This is a genomic window from Lysinibacillus sp. UBA5990, from assembly GCF_002429815.1.
GTDB lineage: Bacteria > Bacillota > Bacilli > Bacillales_A > Planococcaceae > Lysinibacillus > Lysinibacillus fusiformis.
In genome coordinates this window covers 69,998-92,418 of record NZ_DJAY01000014.1, presented here as the reverse complement: position 1 = coordinate 92,418, position 22,421 = coordinate 69,998, and the positions used below count along the sequence as shown (strand labels likewise).

The following is a 22,421-nucleotide window of genomic DNA, read 5'->3' as shown; positions in this document are numbered from 1 at the left end:
CTATTTACGAGTTTTTGGATCGAATGCATCACGCAGTCCATCACCGAGTAAATTAAAACTAATCATAATTAAACTAATGACAATAGATGAGACAATCATGCCATGTGGATAAATTCTTAGTAATTTATATGAATCATTAACAATTGTCCCCAAAGAAGCTGTTGGAGGTTGTAGCCCTAATCCAATAAAGCTTAATAAAGCCTCCGTGAAAATAGCACCTGGAATTGTAAATGTAGTCGCAACAATAATTGGCCCAAGCGTATTGGGAATTAAATGTTTCCATATGAGACGCTGGTTACTAGCACCAAGTGTTCGTGAAGCAAGCACATATTCATATGTTTTCAACTTCAGTATTTGTGCTCGAACAATTCGAGCCATACTAATCCATCCTACGATCACCATTGCAATCGTAATTGAAATAATCCCTGGCTTTAAAATAAGAATCAGGAGTATGTTCACAATTAGTCCAGGGATACCAACTAACACTTCAATAATACGTTGCATGATAGTATCTGTTCGACCACCATAAAATGCTGAAACAGCCCCATAAGCAACTCCTATAATTAGATCGATGGTTGCTGCTAAAAAAGCAATATAAAGAGAAATTCTTGTTCCTTCCCATACACGTGTCCAAAGATCTCGCCCTAATTCATCTGTACCGAACCAAAAATATTCTTCAATACCTTTCGCTTCATATTGGTTTATGCCTCGGCTATCGACACCATTCAAACCTAAAAAAGGAATATTCTCAAGGACAGGAATTTTTGGAGGCAAATTGGTACGCGCAATATTTTGTTCGTCATAGCCGTGGCTATTCATAAAAGGCCCGAAGACGGCAAGTAATAGAACAACGATAATAGTACATAACCCAACAATAGCTGCTTTATTTTTTCGCAAGCCACGCCATGCATCCTGCCAAAATGATTTCTCAGGACGATAGGTGAAATCATCCATAATATTAGATTGCGATGCATATTCAAATAGCTCCTTTGGAGGGCTCTTAGTTGTACCATCTGTCAGTTTTAGGGTCATGCCTCAGCGCCTCCTGCCACACGAATTCGGGGGTCAATCAATCCATATAAAATATCGATGATTAAAATGACGGTTACAAATAACACCGCGTAAAAAATAGTCGTACCCATAATGAGCTGATAATCATTCGTAATAATTGAATTAACAAATTGCTCACCTAAACCTGGTATACTGAATATCTTTTCAATAACAAGTGAACCAGTAATAGTGTTAACGGTTAACGGACCAATAATAGTGACGATTGGGATCATGGCATTTCGAATACCATGCTTTGTAATGATAATAGGCTTTGATAATCCTTTTGCTTTTGAGGTTAAAATGTATTCCTGACTAAGGACTTCTAGCATTTCAATGCGGGTGAAACGAGCAATTGTAGCAATTACTCCAACTGCTAAAGCAATTGTTGGTAAAATGGAGTACTCAAAGCCATTCCAAAAGGCAATGGGTAACCAGCCCAATTTAACGCCAACCCAATACTGTAAAAAACCTGCAAAAACAAAGGATGGAATTGATATGCCTAGTACGGCTAGTATTGTAGCGCCATAGTCAATAATAGTGTTGTGTCTTAGAGCAGCTATAATGCCTAAAAAAAGTCCAATAATTGTACCTACTAGAATGGCTTGAAAACCTAAAATAGCCGATGCACCAATACGTTCTTGAATAATCTTAGTCACTGGTCGATTATCAAAGACAAAAGAAACACCTAAATCTCCTTGTACAAGATTCGTTAAATAAATACCAAATTGCACAGGAACCGGCTTGTCTAATCCATATTTTTTGTAAAGTAGCTCTTTTTGCGTCTCTGGAAGGCGTTCATCATTAAATGGTGAACCTGGCAAAGCCTTCATTAATAAAAATGACAGCAGTATAATAATAAAAAGCGTAAGGATCATATATCCAATTCGTGTAAATATGTACCGAACCATGGCACCAACCTCCTACTAAATAGTGTGTTGAAACTATTAATTTATTTGCAAGATTGATGCCAATTGTTAGAAAAATAGGAGAAGAAAAAATATGAAAATATATATTGCATACCTTTTTCTTATATGATATATTTATAAATGTCTTAAAGAGGTCCCGTGGTGTAGCGGTTAACATGCCTGCCTGTCACGCAGGAGATCGCCGGTTCGATCCCGGTCGGGACCGCCATTTAAATTTGATATGTTCGCTCTTATGTACTGTTACAGTCATAAGAGCTTTTTTGCATTTAATAATATTTTTCTTGCTGGTTATCCGTCAACCATAAACTTTATTTCAATTGTGAAAATGTCACTTTATGAAGACCCAGTTCACAGGGTAGAAACATAGAGGTGAAAAGCTTTACATTTGGTGAAGGCTTTATGACCTACCTCCTATTGATTTTAACAAAATAACATCCATTGCCCTAAATGGCCCCACTACTGTCACTAGAAAAATGCCAAATCCCAATGAATTCAATTGTATTATTGAAATGAAGCTAATGAATTGTATATATTTAACATTATCTAAAGATAGTAAAAATTACCGATAAATGATGGCGATCTTATAAGGTAAAATGAGATATGTTTCTAAAATTAAAACTACGGGTAAAAATTAGAAGTAATTGGATTGGCTACGGAGGTGTTTACATGAGCAAAGACCATTTCTTAAAACATTTTTATTTACCTTTGCTTATTGGTTCCATGATCATGATGGTAGGCTGTGGAGATCCTATTATAGAGATTGAAGAAGCAAATACGTATCACTGGCAAAAAAATATGAACGAAGTAGAATTTGAGAAATTAAAAAATGATATGTCATATATTGAGGTAGTAGAGACAGCAGGCGGCGCAGGTAAAAAGGTGAAAAATAATGAATACCGTTGGAATGATGAAACTTTGTTGACTCAGGCTTATATAGTGAAATTTAAGGATGATAAATTAATTGCTAAAGAGATTATAGCTGTAAAAGGCCATTCCAATCGATAATTATGAAATGTTTTGTAAAAGAAGGTATCTCAACATGTAGACAAAAGCCATCGGGAAATTCATTCTCGATGGTTTTTGTCCTTCTTATCACCTTCACTGGAAAGCGTCCGCCCGTAGTGGAAATCAGCGGCTTTACTTTATTTCATTGTACAGTCTGACACGTCTTCATAAGAAGTCGTGTTTTTGTTTATATCGTGTCACCTAACTGCTGTTATTAAAAGAGCTTTTTAACGAGCACAATCAAAGAAACTATAATGGTATTGGATGCTTTGAACATTTCCACTAGTTTAGGTAAACTAGAGGTAATGTAGTGATGAGAGGAAAAAAGAATATGTATGAAATAATCATGAATTCAGTTGATGATACAGAACGTTTTGCCAGCAAACTTGCGAATAAGCTAGAAGCTCAAGATACGATTACATTAGAAGGTGATCTAGGCGCGGGCAAGACGACATTTACGAAAGCCTTGGCGAAGGGGCTTGGGGTCAAACGAACAGTCAACAGTCCAACATTTACGATTATTAAGCAGTATGAAGGAAGATTACCGTTTAATCATTTAGATGTATATAGGTTAGAAGAAAGTGATGAAGACCTTGGTTGGGACGAGCTGTTTTATGGAGATGCGGTATCAGTGGTTGAATGGGCGCATTTAATTGAACAGGATTTGCCACAGGATCGCCTAGCGATAGAGATTTACCGAATCGGAGAAAATGAACGACGCTTTGTGTTAATACCTCGTGGAGAACGCTATGAGGCACTATGTGAGGAGCTAATGAAATGATTTGGTTAGGAATAGAAACAGCAAATACACCACTTTCCATTGCAGTTGTAAAGGACGGCAAAGTAGTCGCCGAGATGGTACAAAATATAAAATTAACGCATTCTGCAGGTGCGATGCCAGCGATTGAAGAAATCCTGGCACGAATAGATGTAAAACCAAATGACTTGGATGCGATTGCAGTATCCGAAGGACCAGGTTCTTATACTGGTGTCCGTATAGGTGTGACATTAGCAAAAACATTAGCATGGACACTGCAGAAACCTTTAGTGGGCGTATCTAGTTTAAAAATATTGGCTGCCAACGCTGCCCTTTATAACGGGTTGATTTGTCCAATTTTTGATGCTAGAAGAGGCAATGTCTATACGGCAGTTTATCAAGGAGTGACATTAGAGGCACTTATGGAGGATCATCATGCACATATTGATGATTTATTAGTGCGTTTAAAGGCATTAGAGCAACCTATTCTATTTGTAGGAACAGATGTTGATATATTTTGGGAGACTATTGTGCAAATGCTTGGTGATCATGCAGTACGTACACCATTTAGTATTGATTTGCCACGCGCAACAGAAGTCATTCATATAGCGACGAAAATGGAGTTACCGAGTGTCGAAGCTACCCATTACCTCGTTCCACAATATAAACGGATAGCCGAGGCTGAGGCAAACTGGCTGAAAGAACAGAAGGAGAAGGAACATGAGTAGGAATGTAACTTATCGAAAAATGGTTTCTGACGATGTGCCAGCAGTTTATGAAATTGAATTGGCTTCATTTCCAGTACCATGGACGTTAGATTCCTTTTACTACGAAGTGCATGAAAATCAGTATGCGCATTATGTGCTGGCTATAGATGAAGATGGTAGTATTATTGGTTTTTGTGGCATGTGGATGGTCATAGATGCAGCTCAAATAACAAATGTAGCTGTGATTGAGCAGGCGCGTGGCAGAGGGATAGGTGAAGGATTAATGCGTGAGGCGATGCATATAGCGCGTATTAATGGAATGGAGGTCATGACGCTTGAGGTACGTGTAACAAATGCGGTTGCACAAAATCTCTATCGCAAGCTTCATTTCCAAGATGGTGGTATAAGGAAAGGCTATTATACTGATAACGGGGAGGATGCCCTTGTCATGTGGGTGAATTTATAATGAATAATGGATTGATATTAGCAATAGAATCGAGCTGTGATGAAACAGCTGCAGCAATTATTCGAAATGGTCATGAAATTGTTTCGAATGTTGTTGCTTCACAAATAGAAAGCCACAAGCGATTTGGTGGAGTAGTTCCTGAAATCGCTTCACGTCATCATGTTGAACAAATTACAGTGGTTATTGAGGAAGCATTAGCACAAGCGAATATAAAGCCAGCCGATTTGGATGCTGTTGCAGTTACGGAGGGGCCAGGTTTAGTCGGTGCGCTGCTAATTGGCATAAACGCGGCTAAGGCGTTTGCATTTGCCAACAATTTACCGATTATCGGTGTTCATCATATTGCAGGTCATATTTATGCCAATGCTCTAGTCCAGCCAATGGAGTTTCCGTTGTTGGCACTTGTTGTATCAGGTGGGCATACGGAGCTTGTTTATATGAAGGAACATGGCTCCTTTGAGGTTATCGGTGAAACAAGAGATGATGCAGCCGGTGAGGCATATGATAAAGTGGCACGAGTTTTAAATTTACCTTATCCAGGTGGCCCACGCATTGATCAGCTTGCTCATGAGGGGGAAGAGGCTGTTCCTTTTCCAAGAGTGTGGTTAGAGGAAGGATCCTATGATTTTAGCTTTAGTGGCCTAAAATCAGCGGTCATCAATTATAAACACAATATGGATCAACGTGGCGAAGCTATTTCACCAGCAGCCGTAGCAAAGGGCTTTCAGGAAAGTGTTGTCGAAGTACTGACAGCGAAAACATTGCGTGCCGCTCGCGAATATCAGGTGAAGCAGGTCATTGCAGCTGGTGGTGTAGCAGCCAATAAAGGCTTACGTGCTTCATTAGAGGCAGTGTTCACTGAGGAAGGGATTCCGTTTTTTGTACCACCACTCAAATTGTGTACAGATAATGCAGCAATGATTGGAGCAGTAGCGATGCCAATGTATGAAGCGGGAGTCCGAGGAAACTTAATGATGAACGGTCGTCCAGGCATGGAGTTAAAATCCTGGGTGTAGTGGTAAATGAAGGAGGTATCTTATTAAAGATATCTCTTTTTTATTGTCGAAAATTTGTTGATAAAAAATAAAAGTAGCGAAGAGAATTATAAAATGAAATGCTTTAATTGACAAATTTTTCAGAAAATTATCCACAGGTAATAGAGCGAACTAAATACCGAACACGCGTACTTATGCACAAAATGTTGATAACTTGTGCATAACTTGTGATTATTCAATATATAGTAGCACGTTTTACACGGGATGATGTGGATAAAATAATTTTTAATTGTGGACAGTGTGGAAAACTCTGTTGATATGTTGGTATTACTATATTTATGGTGTGAATAAAACTGTGGGCATTTTTTGTCGAAAAATAGCACTTGACCAATATATATGAAAAATGAAGGGGAGTAAAGAAAAAAGCCATGTGACAATGCACACGGCTTAAATAAAATTACATATTTATATTTTCTAATTCTTCATTTAACTCTAGCCATTCTAATTCTAAAAGCTCATGCTGTTCCTTTTCGGTAGTCAATTCGTCTTGCAGTAGGGCAATTTTTTCATGATCTGTAAAAATTGCAGGGTCACAGAGAGCTTCCTCTAATCTATCAATGGAGGCTGTCGTTTCTTGCATCCTGCCTTCTAATTCTTCGATAGTACGTCTTATTTGCCGTTCGCGTTTTTTTGCCTCTTTATCAATTTTGGAGGTAGAGATCTTATCAGGTAGGTCCTGCTGTAGTTGCGGTTGGGAGGTACTTTTCATTTGTGCTAGCTCCAACAGCTCCTGTTTTTTCTCTACATAATAATCATAGTCCCCTAAATATTCAAACGACCCAGTTCCAGACAACTCCACTACTTTCGTAGCGATACGATTAATGAAGTATCGGTCATGGGAGACGAATAGAAGCGTTCCAGGATAATCGATCAAAGCATTTTCCAGCACCTCTTTACTATCTAAATCTAGATGGTTTGTAGGCTCATCGAGAATTAAAAAATTGGCCTTTTGCATCATTAATTTGGAAAGTGCCAGTCGTGCTTTTTCACCGCCTGATAAAGAAGAGACGGTTTTATCCACATCTTCTCCACTAAATAGGAAACGTCCCAATACGGTGCGAATATCTTTTTCATTCATAAGCGGCCATTCATCCCATAGCTCTTTTAAGACACTTTTATTGCTCGAAAGTTTAGCTTGCTCTTGATCATAATAGCCAATTTGTACATTCGTACCATAACGGATATCACCTGCTAAAGGTGTTAAATCTTTTACAATTGTTTTTAATAATGTCGATTTGCCAACCCCGTTTGGTCCAACAAGAGCGATTCGATCCTCGCGAAAAGCACGTAGCTTAATACCACTTGATATGCGCTGATCGTTATAGCCTATTGTTAAATCATCAACGGATAAGACATCATTTCCACTTTGACGTTCAATCGTAAAACCAAAACTAGCGGATTTCTCATCACCATCCGGCGATTCCATCCACTCTGTTCGTTCAAGCATCTTCCGTCGACTTTGTGCCATTTTTGTTGTAGAGGCACGTGCAATATTCTTTTGGATAAAATCCTCTAGCTTGGTCTTTTCGTCTTGTTGACGCTCAAAAAGTTTGACATCACGTTCATAGTTTTTAGCTTTCTCATCTAAATAAGCACTGTAGTTACCTGTATATTTTGTGACACGATGGCGTGAAACTTCGTAGACAATGGAAACAACTTGGTCTAAGAAGTAGCGGTCATGGGAAACAATTAAAATAGCGCCCTCATAGCTCTTTAAATAAGATTCTAACCAAGACAATGTTTCAATATCTAAATGGTTCGTAGGCTCATCGAGAATTAATAGGTCTGGTTTACTCAGTAAAAGCTTAGCTAGTGCTAAACGTGTTCGTTGTCCACCAGATAGTGAGCTAATAGGTTTATCATAGTCTTCCGGATAGAATTGCATTCCATGAAGCACTGAGCGTATGTCCGATTCATATTGATAGCCGCCAGCATCCTTAAAAGTATGCTGCAGTTGATCGTATTCCGACATAACTTTCGCATACAGAGTAGGATTTTCATAAACGGTAGGATCTGCCATTTGCTGTTCGAGCGAGCGGAGCGTTCGTTCTTGAGCTAAAAGGGGTTCGAAAATGGTCATCATTTCATCCCAAATAGTTAATGTAGAATTTAATCCGGCATGTTGCTCTAAATAGCCAACCTGGATGCCCTTTGGAATAATAATATCCCCTGAGTCATAGGACATTTGACCAGCGATTATTTTTAATAAAGTAGATTTACCTGCACCGTTACGCCCCACTAAGGCAATGCGATCACGGTGTTGAACTTCTAATTTCACACCACTTAAAATTTCATCTGCAAGAAAGGATTTAGTTAGTTGATTGACCTGTAAAACAATCATTCTTGACACCTCAATTCTACCTTAGTGTAATGGATGAACGATTAGCATGCAATGTCGGTGCTTTACTTATTCCAAGCAGTCATGTAAGATTGAAACGATTTCTTTTTAGTTAGCTGCGTACAAAGCGCCATTAACTAAAGAGAAATACGCTAGTGGATTGCAAAATGTTGTATATAGTTAAGGATAAATGTATTAAAATTGGTACAGTAAAATTGATTGAGTTTCATCATAAGGAGGAGAAAGTTTGAAACAAGAATTAAAAATTCCACAAGCCACTACAAAAAGACTTCCTCTTTACTATCGATTTATTCAAAACTTTGCACAAGAAGGTATGGAACGTATTTCGTCGAAGGAACTGAGTGAAGCGATGAAAATAGATTCTGCAACCATTCGCCGTGACTTTTCTTATTTTGGTGCTCTTGGAAAGAAAGGCTATGGCTACGATGTACAGCATCTATTACAATTTTTTAGCCAGACGCTTGATCAACATGAAACAACAAAAGTAGCGTTAATTGGCGTAGGGAATTTAGGCAGTGCATTATTAAAATATAATTTTCAAAAAAACCACAACACTCATATTGTTGTAGCATTTGATTCGAAAGCTCCGAAGGATGGCAAAATGATTAGTAACATTCCTGTTTTTCATCCTGATTTGCTGGAAGAAAAGTATGCAGAATACGGGGCAGAGCTAGCTATATTGACAGTATCACCACGCTCTGCGCAAAAAATGGCAGATCGTTTAGCGGCTATGAATGCAAAGGGAATTTTAAACTTTACGCCCGAGCGCTTAACGGTCCCAGATAGCATGCAGCTATTAACCATTGATTTATCGGTAGAATTGCAAGCGCTTATTTATTTAATTCGGAATCAAGAAGTGTGAAAATTTTACATATTTTATAGTGGAGTTCACTGTTTCTGTCAAATAGTAATTTTCAATAAAACAAAGTAAAATCAGTAAGAGTGACGAAAAACTTTCACATATAATTAGTTAGCAAAATGGCGAAATATGCGTTAAAATGATGGATATAAGAGGAGGTGGCTGTAATGGGCGGTATTGGTCCTATGAGCCTCATTATTATTGGAGTTGTCGCGTTACTAATTTTTGGTCCTAAAAAGTTACCAGAGCTTGGTAAAGCATTTGGTTCAACACTACGTGAATTCAAAAATGCTACTAAAGGTTTAGCCGACGAAGATGATGATGACAAGAAAAAGAAAGAACTAGATAAGTAAGTTAGGATGTTGAGGAATGAATCCAAAAGATCTAACTGTCATTGAGCATATAGAAGAATTAAGAAAACGGCTGTTCATTGTTGCCGTTTTCTTTGTTCTCGCTATGGCCGGCGCCTTTTTTGTCGCAAAGCCACTTGTTAAATACCTTCAAACCACAGGAGCAAAATATAATATTGAGCTCCATGCATTTGACGTAGTAACACCACTAGCAATTTATATTCAAGTTGTTTTTTTAATTGCATTTATTCTTTCATCGCCAGTATTAATGTATCAATTATGGTCGTTTATTAGTCCAGGATTAAGGGAAGTAGAGCGAAGAGCAACCTTAAGCTATATACCATATTCATTTTTATTGTTTATCGCAGGGTTATCTTTTTCATACTTTTTATTATTCCCGTATGTCATCAAATTCATGATGAATTTATCAAATGATTTAGATATTAAGCAAACAATTGGAATACATGAGTATTTTACATTTTTATTTAAACTCACAATACCATTCGGTTTTCTATTCCAATTACCAATTGTAGTATTGTTCTTTTCACGGATAGGAATATTGAGTCCAGATCTACTAATCCGTATTCGTAAATATTCATACTTTGGTCTATTTGTATGTGCGGCTCTCATTGCACCGCCTGAATTGGCGTCTCACTTAATGGTATCAGTGCCACTATTTATCCTGTATGAAATTAGTATTATGATATCTCGAGTTGGTTACAGGAAATATTTGAAATCAGAGGAAATTCGATTAAAAGAAGAGCAGGAAGCTGAGCAAAAGCGCCAGATTGAAGAGGCACTTGAGCAGCAACGACGACAAATAGAAGAATTAAATAAACCGTAAAAGATAAAGCTCGTTGCCTACATAAAGGCACCGAGCTTTTGTATTTTTGACAACTTTATAGAGCTTTACAAAAAATTATTGCATTTTTTCTAGTTCTTGAAGAAACTTTTGCAATGGTTCTGCATAGAATTGTACAAGTGTCACAAATCCATTCAGCATGACGTGTGCAATAATTGAAGTCCAAATACGTTTTGTTTTGTGATATAAAAAGGCGAAGATTAAACCACAAATTGTATAAAGTAAAATATGAGAGAAGTCGAAGTGGATAATCGCAAAGAATATAGCACTTACTATTGCCGCCACCCAGAAGTTTGTTGTTTGGACAAGTGATCCAAATATAACTCTACGGAAGACGAACTCTTCTAAAATGGGACCAAATACAACGATCGCTAATATGGCAATAGGAGCTCCTTTAGCTATAGCGACAATATCAGCGGTATTTTGGGAACCTCCTTCTATACCAAAAACTGCCGTTTCAATAGCTGCTCCAATCATTTGACCAAAAAATACAAGGAAGAAACCAAGAATACCCCAAACAATTGTGAGTGGTATCGTTTCTTTTTTCCCTTGATAAACGTTCCAAAAGGCTTTATCACGGGATGTTAAGATTAAACTTAAAATGAGCGCCACGGCAAAGCTAAGTGCAATATACCATCCTTGAGTTATCGGTGCTGCTTGCTCAGAAGCAAGGCCAGTCATCTTCATAACGAGCTTGTGAAACGGTAAGAGCAACCATCTGCTCGAGATTTGCATGAGGATATAAATCAGTAAAACATATAGAGCTGTTTTTTTATGTTTTGTTACTTTTGGAGAATTAGTCACAGTCAAAATCCTTTCCATTCATAGGCTTCCTTTCTATTGTAGATGAATATGGAAAGAAAACAAAATTTTTCGAAGTTCTGACTTGCAAAAAAAAGTGTGATTGATTATCATAATAATTGTATTAGCACTCGATGATATAGAGTGCTAATAAATTCAACAATTATTATTATTAGGAGGTTGTTTCACTTGTTAAGACCACTAGGAGATCGTATTGTAATTGAACTAATCGAGGTAGAAGAAAAATCTGCATTCGGTATTGTACTACCTGACTCTGCAAAAGAAAAACCACAAGAAGGTAAAGTTGTAGCAGTTGGGACAGGTCGTGTTTTAGAGAACGGACAACGTGTAGAGCTTGACGTTAAAGTTGACGACCACATTATTTTCTCTAAATACGCTGGTACAGAGGTTAAATTTGAAGGAAATGAATACCTAATTTTACGCGAAAGTGATATCCTTGCAATTATTGGATAATATTTGATGCACCTTAAATTAAGGTGAATGCTTATTGTTACTTGAACAAAAAGTGACAATAAGATGAAATTGATATAAATATATTGAAGAAGCTTAACGAATATTCCATTTCAGGAGGGTAAATTCTCATGGCAAAAGATATTAAATTCTCAGAAGACGCTCGTTCATTAATGTTACAAGGTGTAGATAAATTAGCAAATGCAGTAAAAATAACATTAGGTCCTAAAGGACGTAATGTAGTATTAGAAAAAAAATTCGGCTCACCACTGATTACAAATGATGGTGTGACAATCGCAAAAGAAATCGAGCTAGAAAATCCATACGAAAACATGGGAGCAAAATTAGTAGCTGAGGTTGCTTCTAAGACAAACGAAATCGCTGGTGATGGTACAACTACTGCAACAGTTCTAGCCCAAGCAATTATTCGTGAAGGCTTGAAAAACGTGACAGCTGGCGCAAACCCAGTAGGTATCCGTAAAGGTATTGATAAAGCTGTTGCTGCGGCATTAACGGAATTACACTCAATTTCTCGACCTGTAAGCAATAAAGATGAAATCGCACAAGTTGCTGCTATTTCGGCTGCTGATGATGAAGTTGGACAACTTATTGCTGAAGCGATGGAGCGTGTAGGTAATGATGGTGTTATTACAATTGAAGAATCTAAAGGCTTCACAACAGAGCTTGATGTAGTAGAAGGTATGCAATTTGACCGTGGCTATGCGTCACACTACATGGTAACAGATACAGATAAAATGGAAGCAGTTCTAGATAACCCATATATCTTAATTACAGATAAAAAAATTACAAATATCCAAGAAGTATTACCGTTATTAGAACAAGTGGTACAACAAGGTCGTCCACTTTTAATGATTGCTGAAGACGTTGAAGGAGAAGCACTTGCAACACTTGTTGTGAATAAGCTTCGTGGTACATTCAATGCTGTAGCAGTAAAAGCACCAGGTTTTGGTGATCGTCGTAAAGCAATGCTAGAAGATATCGCTATCTTAACTGGTGGACAAGTGATTACAGAGGAATTAGGGTTAGACTTAAAATCAGCTGATATTTCTTCACTTGGTCGTGCTGCAAAAGTAGTTGTGACAAAAGACAATACTACAATTGTTGAAGGTGTAGGCGGTGCAGATGCAATCGAAGCACGTATTGGCCAAATCCGAGCACAACTTGCTGAAACAACTTCAGAATTCGATAAAGAAAAACTTCAAGAACGTCTTGCGAAATTAGCAGGTGGTGTAGCAGTTATTAAAGTAGGGGCTGCAACAGAAACAGAGCTTAAAGAGCGTAAACTTCGTATTGAAGATGCTTTAAACTCAACACGTGCGGCTGTTGAAGAAGGTATCGTATCAGGTGGTGGTACTGCACTTCTTAACGTATATGCAGCAGTTGAAAAAGTGGCTGAATCTGAAGCAGGCGATGTAGCAACAGGAGTGAAGATTGTTCTTCGTGCTTTAGAAGAGCCAGTTCGCCAAATTGCTAACAACGCTGGTCTTGAAGGCTCTATCATCGTGGATCGCCTTAAACGTGAAGAAATTGGCATTGGTTTCAATGCAGCAACAGGCGAATGGGTAAACATGATGGAAGCAGGCGTAGTAGACCCAGCGAAAGTAACTCGTTCAGCTCTACAAAACGCTGCCTCTGTAGCTGCACTGTTCTTAACAACAGAAGCAGTAGTTGCAGACATTCCAGAACCAGCTGGCGCAGGTATGCCAGATATGAGCGGAATGGGCGGCATGCCAGGAATGATGTAGTCGAACGCAAAATGCTATTTGAGTAACATACGTATAAAAATAAAACCAGTTCTCAGTTAAAAAATTGAGAGCTGGTTTTTTTATTGATGAGAAAATTAAATAAAAAATTTTTTCCTGTTGTTTTTCTATAAGATATCACTTACAATACAAAATGATAATGATAATCGTTATCATTAATAGTTAATTTTGATAGATAGAGGTGACATTTTGGATAATCAGGAAGCTAACAGAATAGGGATGGGCAATATATATTATGTCATAATCTTGCTATTAATCGGCTCCATTATAATATCTGCCGTTTTTTCTGTATCAATTGGTCAGGTCAGTATACCCTTCAAGCAATCAATGGATATCTTGTTGCATGCTGTATCTAATGGAAAGTTTGGCACACTCGATAGTGTGGATAGTGAGTCCTATTTGAATATTATTTTACAGGTCAGAATGCCACGTGTTATTTTTGCATTGCTCATCGGTATTGGACTTGCATTATGTGGGGCTGTAATGCAAGCAGTTGTACAAAACCCCCTTGCTGATCCATACATACTTGGTATTTCTTCAGGGGCATCATTGGGTGCAACCTTTGCCATTTTAGTTGGCTTTGGCAGCAGTGCATTGCTGGCACAATTTGGGGTTGCCTTTGGCGCATTTACAGGAGCCATGCTTACTTCTATGGCCGTGCTAATTTTATCCAGTATTGGCGGTAAAGCAACATCGGTAAAGCTCGTTTTATCTGGTGTAGTTATAGGTGCATTATGTAGCTCATTTTCAAGTCTTATTATCTTTTTTGCCAATAATGCTGAGGGCATAAAAACTGTTACTTTTTGGTCTATGGGAAGTTTAGCCTCTGCGAGCTGGGATAAAACACCGATTTTAGCAATCGTCATTGTATTAGGAGCTGCGTTATTTCTTTTTCAACATCGTGTGCTGAATACGATGTTACTCGGAGATGAATCTGCTATCACATTAGGTATCAATTTAAGTGTTTACCGTAAATTGTATATGATTCTAACATCGCTAATAACAGGAACGATGGTTGCTTATGCAGGTATGATTGGTTTTGTCGGCTTAATTATCCCGCATATTACGAGAGGGATTTTTGGAGCGGATCATAAACGATTAATGCTAGGAACGTTACTCTTAGGAGGACTTTTCATGATATGGGCAGATATTTTGTCTCGAACATTAATCGAGAATGTTGAACTACCGATTGGCATCATTACTTCTGTCATTGGATCACCATTATTTATCTATATGATTGTAAAAAAAGGTTACAACTTCGGAGGGTAGAACAATGGAATTAGTAGCAAAGGAAATAGAAGTAAAGATTGGAAAGAAGGAAATTGTAAAAAACATATCTATTCAAGTAAACAAGCAGCAATTTGTGGGCTTAATCGGACCAAATGGATGCGGAAAATCAACTTTATTGAAAAGTATTTATAAAAGCTTAGTGCCACAAAAAGGGATGGTTTTTTTAGATAATTTAGACGTCTTGAAAAGCCCAGAAAAGAAAATCTCGCAGCATTTAGGGGTGGTAGGGCAATTCAATGAAATGCACTTTGATTTAACCGTACAGCAAATGGTGATGTTAGGCAGAACACCTCATAAAAAAATGTTAGAGTCTGATAATCAAAAGGATTTTGATATTGTCGAAGAGGCATTAGCACGCACGAATTTACAAGCTTACAAGGGACGTAGTTTCCTATCATTATCTGGTGGCGAAAAGCAACGGGTTATTTTAGCGAGAACAATCGCCCAGCAGCCTAAATTTATGATCTTAGATGAACCAACGAACCATTTAGATATTCGTTATCAAATTGAAATACTATCCTGTGTGAGAAGCTTAAATATTGGTGTGTTAGCAGCACTTCATGATTTAGAAATGGCTGCACATTACTGTGATTATCTTTACGCAGTAAAAGATGGTGAGGTTTATGCGCATGGTACGCCCGAGGAAGTTTTAACACCCGAAATAATAGAAGCTTTATATCATATCAAGTGTCAAACGTTTACTAATCCAGTGACGAATGGATTAGGCTTTGCATATGGACTATAGGAGGAGCGACAACATGAAGAAGAAATTATTACTAGGAATGGCTTTGACCGCTTTATTAACGTTAACAGCTTGCGGTAATACTACCAAAAATACTTCAGAAGAAGCACAAACAAAAGAGCATTATCCATTAACTATCGAAAACTTTACAAAGGCTGAAGGTGGTTCGACTTGGGAAAAGAAAGATCAAGTATTCGATAAGGCACCTGAAAAAATTATGGCAAACACACGCCCAGCAGCGGAATTATTATTGCATTTAGGACTAGGCGATAAAATCGTCGGTGTTGGTGCAAACTTTGGTGCTGTCGATAAATCTGTGGAAGAGGAATACTCAAAATTAAATATATTAAGTGATGAATATGTAGGGAAAGAGGTTACATTAGGAACTAATCCAGATTTAGTATTTGGTCGTGGTGGCTTATTTGATAATGCTGAATGGGGAGTAGGCACAGTAGACTCACTAAATACAATGGGTATTAAAACATTTGTATTAGAATCATCAATCACAGGTGGCACGTATGATTCTATTTATAAAGACATCGAAAATATCGGTGAAATTTTCAATGTTCAAGACAAGGCAACTAGCTTTATTAAAGAATTAAAAGATCGACAACAAGACATTACTTCAAAATTAGAAAGTATTAAAGAAGAAAAAACATTTGCTTATTTGCATACAAATGATCCAAAGGAACTTTTTGTCTACCCAGCGCATGATGAAACATTCTTTAACGACGCATTCAAAATGGTTAAGCTAGATAATATTTTCAAAGATGAAACAGGAGATGTTAGTGTGGAAACATTGATTGCATCTGATCCAGATGTATTAATTCTTCCAAACTGGGATGGCTCTGATCTGACAAAAGTTCGTGAAGAAATTTATGCTAACCCTAAGCTTTCAAGCATGAAGGCTATTAAAGACAAACAAATTTATATTGTAGATTACAATTATATGTTTGGTTATGGCTATAATACAATAGATGGTATGGAAGCCTTAGCGAAAGAAATGTATCCAGATTTATTTAAATAAACTGTATGGAGCTGCCCAATGGTCTATAAAACAGACACATTGGGCAGCTTTTCTGTTCATAAAAAAGGGAGGAGAAATGATAGTTTTCTCCTCCTCGTTTTATTCTTCTAGAAGCTGGTGTCTATTTAATGTTGTTATTTTTACATTGGTAGAGCTATTGTTCCAGCATATGGTGACTGGATGACGTTGATCGAGATAAAGTAATTGCGTTGAAAGATCAGTTCTTGTCCTTTTAATAACAGTAGTATCAAGTAAGTGAGGCGATAAGTTAGGAAATAAACCTGTTTTAAAAAGAGCCTCTTTTAATGTCCAAAGTTCATAAAAAACATGTAAAGGCTGATGAAGGGTCATCTGGAACTCTTGATTAGATAATGCATAGTGCATAATATCTTTATTCACTGGCTTTATTTCTTCAACATCAATTCCAACTCGTCCGTTAGATGTTAGGGCCAGGACAATCCAATCACCAGAGTGAGAGAGATTAAAATCGCCTTCCCAATGTTGATGACTCGCTACATTCGGACGACCATATATGTCTTGAGTAATATGGAATACTGCCTTATCCATGAATGGGAGGAGCGCCCACCTGATAAGCATGTTACCTAGCAAGGTTCTTTGACGGTCCTGCCACTGTTTGTACTGCCTGATATTACTTTGGACATGAGAAGGGAGCATTATGTTAAACGCATTCCATTCTTCCGAAGTTAACTGTCCCCCTAATGGGAGTGCAAAAATCTGTATATCATTTGTGTTCATCGTATATTGACTTGTCTGGGCTCAGGAAAGTAGCCTGTTTCTATCCCGTATTCAATCATTTGATGAATAAATGCTGTATTTGGTACAGCACATTCAATTCTTGCGTTTGCTAGAAATTCAATCGTTTTTTTGCAGTTAAAGATAAATGGTGAGTCACTAGCTCCATCACCTTCTAGCTGTGCAATAGCTAAAGCTAAAAATTCCTGTACGTCTATAGAATGGTCATCATGTAATAGCCAATTTGTATACTCTTGCTTGGTCATGACTTGTAAATCATAGCCAAATTCCTTTATCATATCGACTAATTCTAAATAAGTAAGTGATACAGGATTACATATATGGAATATATGTCCATTTACTGCTGGCTGATTAGCTAGACATACTAATGCTTGGCTAGCATAATTAATCGGTGTGAAGTCTACATGCCATTGTACGGAAGGTGTTTTACCTAAATAAAGCATGGCTTTAATCATACGGTAAAAGGCGTTATCATCGATATTTCGTTGGAATTTTCCTGTTTCAGAATGACAACTTAAATTACCTACACGATAGATGGAAATAGGAATCGCGTCATGCACAGCATTTCTTACGAGATTTTCTGCTTCCAGCTTACTTTGTGTATAGACACTATGAAGCTGCATATCGTAGTTGAAATCACCTTTAGCCTCATCAGGGCCCCATTGAATGGCAGCGAGCTCCTCTGGAATGCCGATTGTTGATACATAATGAAAATGAATACCAGGTTTACGCTTTGCCAATTCAAGTAAATAACGTGTCCCATTTACATTAACATTATTAAAATGATCCGTCGCTCCGAAGTGACGTACATCAGCTCCACAGTGGATGATGGCATCGATTTTTTCTATTAGAACCTGTTCATCTTCGCTAGTTAAATGAAGGTCCTTCTTTCCTAAATCGCCTTGAATGACGGTTATTCGATCCTCCATATGTCTAGTAATGTTATGGCCAAAGTAAAATTGCATACTTTCCTTTAACTTATCCTCTAAAGTGGCCTTTTCACTTGGTCGAATAAGACAATAGATTTGCGCTTTTGTTGTGACTAGCAGCTCGTATAACACATGACTTCCCAAATAACCTGTCGCACCTGTTAATAAAACCGTAGTCATCGGTAATGGCTTCACCATTTGTGAAACTGGTAGCTTACTAGGTTCCATCAAATCCTTATAGACAAGGTTTTTAGGCTGCATTTGCACGCCCAAATCTTCAGGCTGATAGTTGCGAATATATTGGTCTAATTCAGCAATCGTTTGATATTGGAAAAAATCCTGAATCTTTAGGAATGGTATATGCTTCTTCACTTGTACAAGAATTTCAAGTACTTTTAATGAATGTCCGCCAATGTGAAAGAAGTTATCGTGAATGCCTATTGGACTGTTGCCAAGTACATACTCCCATGCATTCGCTAGTAAAAGCTGCGTATCATTTTCAGGGGCAACGTATAGATGACTCCGTGATAATGATACATCCATTGTGACCAACTGCTTGCGATCGATTTTGCCAGTAGGGGATAATGGCATTTCTAGCAATTCGATGAATCGCTCAGGTACCATATAATCTGGTAAAAGATTGTTTAAGTAGTCTCTTAAAACTTGTTCCTCTAGCTGTACACCATTTGCCGCTGTGTAGTAAGCAAATAAATGGTTTTGGCCGTCAGACATTTTCTTAGCTACGACCACAGATTCCTGAATGATAGGATGATTGCTTAAAACGGTCTCAATTTCTCCAAGTTCAATACGGAAGCCTCTTACTTTAATTTGTGAATCTTTCCGTCCTACAAATTCAATGACACCACTAGGTAATAAGCGGACTAAATCACCTGTGCGATACATTTTTTGATCTGGTTTAAATAGATGAGGGACAAAGACCTCTGATGTTTTCTCAGGTTGATGTAAATATCCTGCTGCTAGGCCGGCCCCAGCAATACACAATTCGCCTGTTACCTGAACCGGGCAAAGCTGTTCATCCTTATTCACCACATACATCTCATAATTGGCAATTGGTCTGCCAATAGGAATACTTGATTGCATGTCTGTTAACTGACTTTTTATCTTGAAGTAGGAGGTTAAAACTGTACATTCAGTTGGTCCATAGACATTAATAATTTCTGTAGAATATCCGAACTTTTCTTGCCATTTTTGGACAATGGCAGGCAACAGGGCTTCGCCGCCAACTGATAGATATTGTAGCGTCATCAACTTGTCCCGATAATCTATAGGTAAATGTGTGGCTAGTTGTGTAAAGAAAGCGTTCGGTACAGTTGCAGTTGTTACTTGCTCTCGTGCAATCATTTCGGCAAATGCTTCTATTGAAAGACGCTCAATACTTGTGAGCATATGGAGTCTTGCACCAGAAAAGAAAGCGGTAAAAGTCTCTGTTACAGAGGGATCAAAACTGTAAGAAATAAACTGAGAAAATACATCTTCTTCAGTCGAATGGTAAATTCTTTGATTATCGGTTATTAGATTAATAACGGCTGTATGTTTAAGCAAAACACCTTTAGGTTTACCAGTAGAACCAGATGTATAAATAATATAGGCTAAATCGGATGGAAGTAGGTTACATGGTAAATCGTCTTGTGAAAGGCCACTTTCCATTTGATTGATTGTAAGCACTGTGCGTGATTGGAACTCATTATGTATTAGGTCATTCAGTAAGTCATTATATTCGTTTTTCGTTATGATAAATGGTGCGCCAGTATCATGTAAGAGATATTGGCAACGTTCTTTTGGATAACTAGGGTCAATAGGAACATAAACACCACCAGCTTTTAGCACACCTAACAAACTGATGATAGTTTCCTTACTACGGTCCATGATAATTGCCACATAGTCACCTTTTTGTAGACCATTGGCCATTAGCATATGTGCAACTTGATTAGATTTTTGATTTAACTGACGATAGGTCATCTTGCCATCTTCATAGGATAGAGCGATACGGTCTGCAAACTGCTGTGCTACTTGATAAAATACTTGCGGTATCGTGATATTTTTATCATAGTCAGCCATTGTACAATTTAATGTTTGATAGGCTAAAGTATCCTCTTCATTTAATAGATGTGTATGATTGGATAGTAGCGTATCTTGTTTAGAAAAATGCTTTTTAAACTGTGATGTAGGACAATTAAATTTTCGTTTATTATTCAATCATTACAACTCCTATTTTAGAAAAGGGCAGTCACTTATGTAGGGAATTTTAAGTCCTTTAGCCCCGGCAGAAAGTATTCTGTAGAAGCTAAGGGACCAAAAACACCGTATAAGGGCAGCCCTTTCTCTTTTTATTTCACTACAAAGGTATTGACAACATTCAATAATTCTTCAGATAACTCGGATAGTACTTGAGCTTCTTCAGACACTCGCTGTACTGTATTTAGCTGAGAGGCAGAAGTTGCAGCTACTGCCCTTGTACTATCTTTAGAGTTGATGGAGAAGTCCTCCATATCTTTAACCGCGGAAGTAACTTGTTCCATGCCAGCCGCCATTTCTTCAATAGTTGCGGACAGCTCTTGTATTTGCCCTGTTACATGATGAATCGATGTTAATATTTGACTAAATGATTGTTCTGAATCGTTTATCATGACGATACCATGATCGACTTCCTCTACCGCGCGAACCATGATATTCACAGATTCATTCGTATCGTGCTGAATATGAGAAATAAGCGTGGAAATTTCTCGGGCTGAGGCCTCAGACTGTTCAGCTAGCTTACGTACTTCATCAGCTACAACGGCAAAGCCACTACCAGCTTCTCCTGCACGAGCAGCTTCAATGGCTGCATTTAAGGCTAGGAGATTTGTTTGAGAGGCAATTCCGGTAATAATGCCGACTATTTCTTCAATTTTATTAGAATGATCGCCAAGCAATTTAACAGATGCTGCTGATTGATTGACTGCCTGACTAATCGCATTCATTTGAGCGACAGACTTATTAGTCGATTCATTCCCTCTTTCAGCTTCCTCTGATGCTAAGATAGAAGATTCCGAAATTTGATTGGATGTCATAGCAATACGTTGAATTCCAATACTCATTTCTTCTATTGTAATGGTACTTTCATTGGCTCTTTGAACTTGAAGATCAGCTGCACTCGCAATTTCTTGCATGGAAGATGCTACATTATTATAGGAATCAGAAGTTTCCTGCATGTTCGAAGACAAAATATTGGCTGTGTTTGAAACACGTGCAGATACATTTGTTGTGCTCTTAATAACAGTTTTTAAGTTTTCAATCATCGAATTAAAGTTTTGAGTAAGCGTTCCTACTTCATCCGTTGAAGTAACTGGTAGAGGATCAAGCTCTAAATTACCTTCTGCTATTTTTTTAGACTGTAGGGAAAGCTGTTGAATAGGTGTTAATTTTTTTCTTAAAAGTGTGTACACAGCAATGGATGAACCAATTAAGAAAATAACCGTTACTACCAATGTCCAAAGTGCCTCAGACATAGCCTTGCCAGTCACCATTGAAACGTCATAATCAATAGCATATGCAGCTAACATAGTTCCATCATCATCTAAAATTGGTGTAAGGCCAGTTTTATAGCTACCAAATTCATCGCTATAGATATCTGTAGCTGTAGCTTCTTTTGTCTCAAAAACTTCTTTAATTCTAGCTAGAAAATCAGGTGATAAACCCATAGCAATCATGTCCTGATTATACTCAGCTCCTAGTTCAAGTATACTAGAAGATAGGACAGGTGCATTAATATTTTCACCATCAACTGTAATTAAAAAAAGATTGGTAATGCTATCTGAATAATCATTAATAGCATCCATTTCCTTCGTTAGTCGAATTGCATCAGAGTTACTATCTGAAGGATTATCTAAGATCGATTTCAATGTGTTCACATCAATTGTTTTGGCTAAGATCATACCTTTGTCATCAAGCGATTGATTCATATCTGTTAAATTACTATTTCTTACTATATAATAAGAAAGACCTAAAGTAACTAACCCAAACAGTAATAAAATACTTACCATTATAGCGGTTATTTTTTTACTAATGGACATATGCTGCTTCTTACGTTTTTTCATGCTTTTCCTCCTAATTATAATATACCGATTATTTCATGTTAAGGATGAGAAATGGGTATTGTTATCGATGAAATAAAAGCTAATTCAATGTAAAGTCTAGATGCCATTCA

At 37.6% G+C, this 22,421-nt stretch carries 20 protein-coding genes and 1 tRNA gene; 14 read left to right on the top strand and 7 right to left on the bottom strand.

Annotation, left to right across the window (positions count from 1 at the left end; translation table 11 throughout):
• The gene (gene opp3C, locus B3D94_RS12415) at positions 1-1,032 is read right to left on the bottom strand and encodes an oligopeptide ABC transporter permease (RefSeq protein WP_291757460.1); all 1,032 of its coding nucleotides are present in this window, start codon (positions 1,030-1,032) and stop codon (positions 1-3) included.
• A complete protein-coding gene (gene opp3b, locus B3D94_RS12410) occupies positions 1,029-1,958 on the bottom strand; it encodes an oligopeptide ABC transporter permease (RefSeq protein WP_069482802.1) in 930 nt (309 codons plus the stop codon). Before opp3b ends, opp3C begins: the two co-directional genes overlap by 4 nt.
• A gap of 150 nt (positions 1,959-2,108) precedes the next feature.
• Between opp3b and B3D94_RS12405 the strand changes: the two genes are divergently transcribed.
• The 6 genes from B3D94_RS12405 to tsaD all read left to right on the top strand — a co-directional run bounded on the left by B3D94_RS12405 (position 2,109) and on the right by tsaD (position 5,927).
• Positions 2,109-2,184: transfer RNA gene (locus B3D94_RS12405), tRNA-Asp, on the top strand.
• Between the two features lie 458 nt (positions 2,185-2,642).
• Complete coding sequence (locus B3D94_RS12400; RefSeq protein ID WP_025117515.1) at positions 2,643-2,981, top strand: hypothetical protein; 339 nt, start codon at positions 2,643-2,645, stop codon at positions 2,979-2,981.
• Positions 2,982-3,312: 331 nt separating this feature from the next.
• Entirely contained in the window at positions 3,313-3,762 is a 450-nt protein-coding gene (tsaE, locus tag B3D94_RS12395) for a tRNA (adenosine(37)-N6)-threonylcarbamoyltransferase complex ATPase subunit type 1 TsaE (RefSeq protein WP_291757456.1), read from the top strand.
• The gene (gene tsaB / locus B3D94_RS12390) at positions 3,759-4,466 is read left to right on the top strand and encodes a tRNA (adenosine(37)-N6)-threonylcarbamoyltransferase complex dimerization subunit type 1 TsaB (RefSeq protein ID WP_291757454.1); all 708 of its coding nucleotides are present in this window, start codon (positions 3,759-3,761) and stop codon (positions 4,464-4,466) included. The genes tsaE and tsaB overlap by 4 nt, the downstream gene beginning before the upstream one ends.
• Positions 4,459-4,911 (top strand): ribosomal protein S18-alanine N-acetyltransferase, encoded by a 453-nt coding sequence (rimI, locus tag B3D94_RS12385; RefSeq protein ID WP_069482800.1) that lies wholly within the window; start codon positions 4,459-4,461, stop codon positions 4,909-4,911. Before tsaB ends, rimI begins: the two co-directional genes overlap by 8 nt.
• Entirely contained in the window at positions 4,911-5,927 is a 1,017-nt protein-coding gene (gene tsaD, locus B3D94_RS12380) for a tRNA (adenosine(37)-N6)-threonylcarbamoyltransferase complex transferase subunit TsaD (RefSeq protein ID WP_069483431.1), read from the top strand. The genes rimI and tsaD overlap by 1 nt, the downstream gene beginning before the upstream one ends.
• A 436-nt stretch (positions 5,928-6,363) precedes the next feature.
• Here the strand turns inward: tsaD and B3D94_RS12375 are convergent, their stop codons facing one another.
• Positions 6,364-8,307 carry an ABC-F family ATP-binding cassette domain-containing protein gene (locus B3D94_RS12375; protein ID WP_291757450.1) on the bottom strand — a complete coding sequence of 648 codons (1,944 nt, stop codon included), beginning with the start codon at positions 8,305-8,307 and terminating at the stop codon, positions 6,364-6,366.
• A 244-nt stretch (positions 8,308-8,551) separates the two neighbouring features.
• On the opposite strand from B3D94_RS12375, the gene B3D94_RS12370 reads away from it, so the two are divergent.
• From B3D94_RS12370 to tatC, 3 genes are all read left to right on the top strand, one after another.
• Positions 8,552-9,187 (top strand): redox-sensing transcriptional repressor Rex, encoded by a 636-nt coding sequence (locus tag B3D94_RS12370; protein WP_012291935.1) that lies wholly within the window; start codon positions 8,552-8,554, stop codon positions 9,185-9,187.
• Between the two features lie 164 nt (positions 9,188-9,351).
• The gene (locus B3D94_RS12365; RefSeq protein ID WP_008176991.1) at positions 9,352-9,537 is read left to right on the top strand and encodes a twin-arginine translocase TatA/TatE family subunit; all 186 of its coding nucleotides are present in this window, start codon (positions 9,352-9,354) and stop codon (positions 9,535-9,537) included.
• Between the two features lie 16 nt (positions 9,538-9,553).
• The gene (tatC, locus tag B3D94_RS12360) at positions 9,554-10,378 is read left to right on the top strand and encodes a twin-arginine translocase subunit TatC (protein WP_069482798.1); all 825 of its coding nucleotides are present in this window, start codon (positions 9,554-9,556) and stop codon (positions 10,376-10,378) included.
• 75 nt (positions 10,379-10,453) lie between these two features.
• Here the strand turns inward: tatC and B3D94_RS12355 are convergent, their stop codons facing one another.
• Positions 10,454-11,218, bottom strand: coding sequence for a CPBP family intramembrane glutamic endopeptidase (locus B3D94_RS12355; protein ID WP_069482797.1), 765 nt, complete (start codon positions 11,216-11,218; stop codon positions 10,454-10,456).
• Positions 11,219-11,386: 168 nt separating this feature from the next.
• Between B3D94_RS12355 and groES the strand changes: the two genes are divergently transcribed.
• The 5 genes from groES to B3D94_RS12330 all read left to right on the top strand — a co-directional run bounded on the left by groES (position 11,387) and on the right by B3D94_RS12330 (position 16,511).
• Positions 11,387-11,671 (top strand): co-chaperone GroES, encoded by a 285-nt coding sequence (gene groES / locus B3D94_RS12350; protein ID WP_069482796.1) that lies wholly within the window; start codon positions 11,387-11,389, stop codon positions 11,669-11,671.
• Between the two features lie 128 nt (positions 11,672-11,799).
• Entirely contained in the window at positions 11,800-13,434 is a 1,635-nt protein-coding gene (gene groL / locus B3D94_RS12345) for a chaperonin GroEL (RefSeq protein ID WP_008176984.1), read from the top strand.
• A gap of 207 nt (positions 13,435-13,641) precedes the next feature.
• Positions 13,642-14,721 (top strand): FecCD family ABC transporter permease, encoded by a 1,080-nt coding sequence (locus tag B3D94_RS12340; RefSeq protein WP_414673990.1) that lies wholly within the window; start codon positions 13,642-13,644, stop codon positions 14,719-14,721.
• 4 nt (positions 14,722-14,725) lie between these two features.
• Positions 14,726-15,487 (top strand): ABC transporter ATP-binding protein, encoded by a 762-nt coding sequence (locus tag B3D94_RS12335; protein WP_069482794.1) that lies wholly within the window; start codon positions 14,726-14,728, stop codon positions 15,485-15,487.
• A 13-nt stretch (positions 15,488-15,500) separates the two neighbouring features.
• On the top strand, positions 15,501-16,511 hold the full coding sequence (locus tag B3D94_RS12330) for an ABC transporter substrate-binding protein (protein ID WP_291757445.1): 1,011 nt from the start codon (positions 15,501-15,503) through the stop codon (positions 16,509-16,511).
• A gap of 99 nt (positions 16,512-16,610) precedes the next feature.
• Here B3D94_RS12330 and B3D94_RS12325 read toward each other — a convergent pair whose 3' ends face one another.
• From B3D94_RS12325 to B3D94_RS12315, 3 genes are all read right to left on the bottom strand, one after another.
• Complete coding sequence (locus tag B3D94_RS12325) at positions 16,611-17,186, bottom strand: 4'-phosphopantetheinyl transferase family protein (protein WP_414673989.1); 576 nt, start codon at positions 17,184-17,186, stop codon at positions 16,611-16,613.
• Between the two features lie 77 nt (positions 17,187-17,263).
• Positions 17,264-20,431 (bottom strand): non-ribosomal peptide synthetase, encoded by a 3,168-nt coding sequence (locus B3D94_RS12320; RefSeq protein ID WP_291757441.1) that lies wholly within the window; start codon positions 20,429-20,431, stop codon positions 17,264-17,266.
• 131 nt (positions 20,432-20,562) lie between these two features.
• Positions 20,563-22,311: a methyl-accepting chemotaxis protein gene (locus B3D94_RS12315; protein ID WP_069482790.1), complete on the bottom strand. Its 1,749-nt coding sequence runs from the start codon at positions 22,309-22,311 to the stop codon at positions 20,563-20,565.
• Positions 22,312-22,421: the final 110 nt, after the last annotated feature.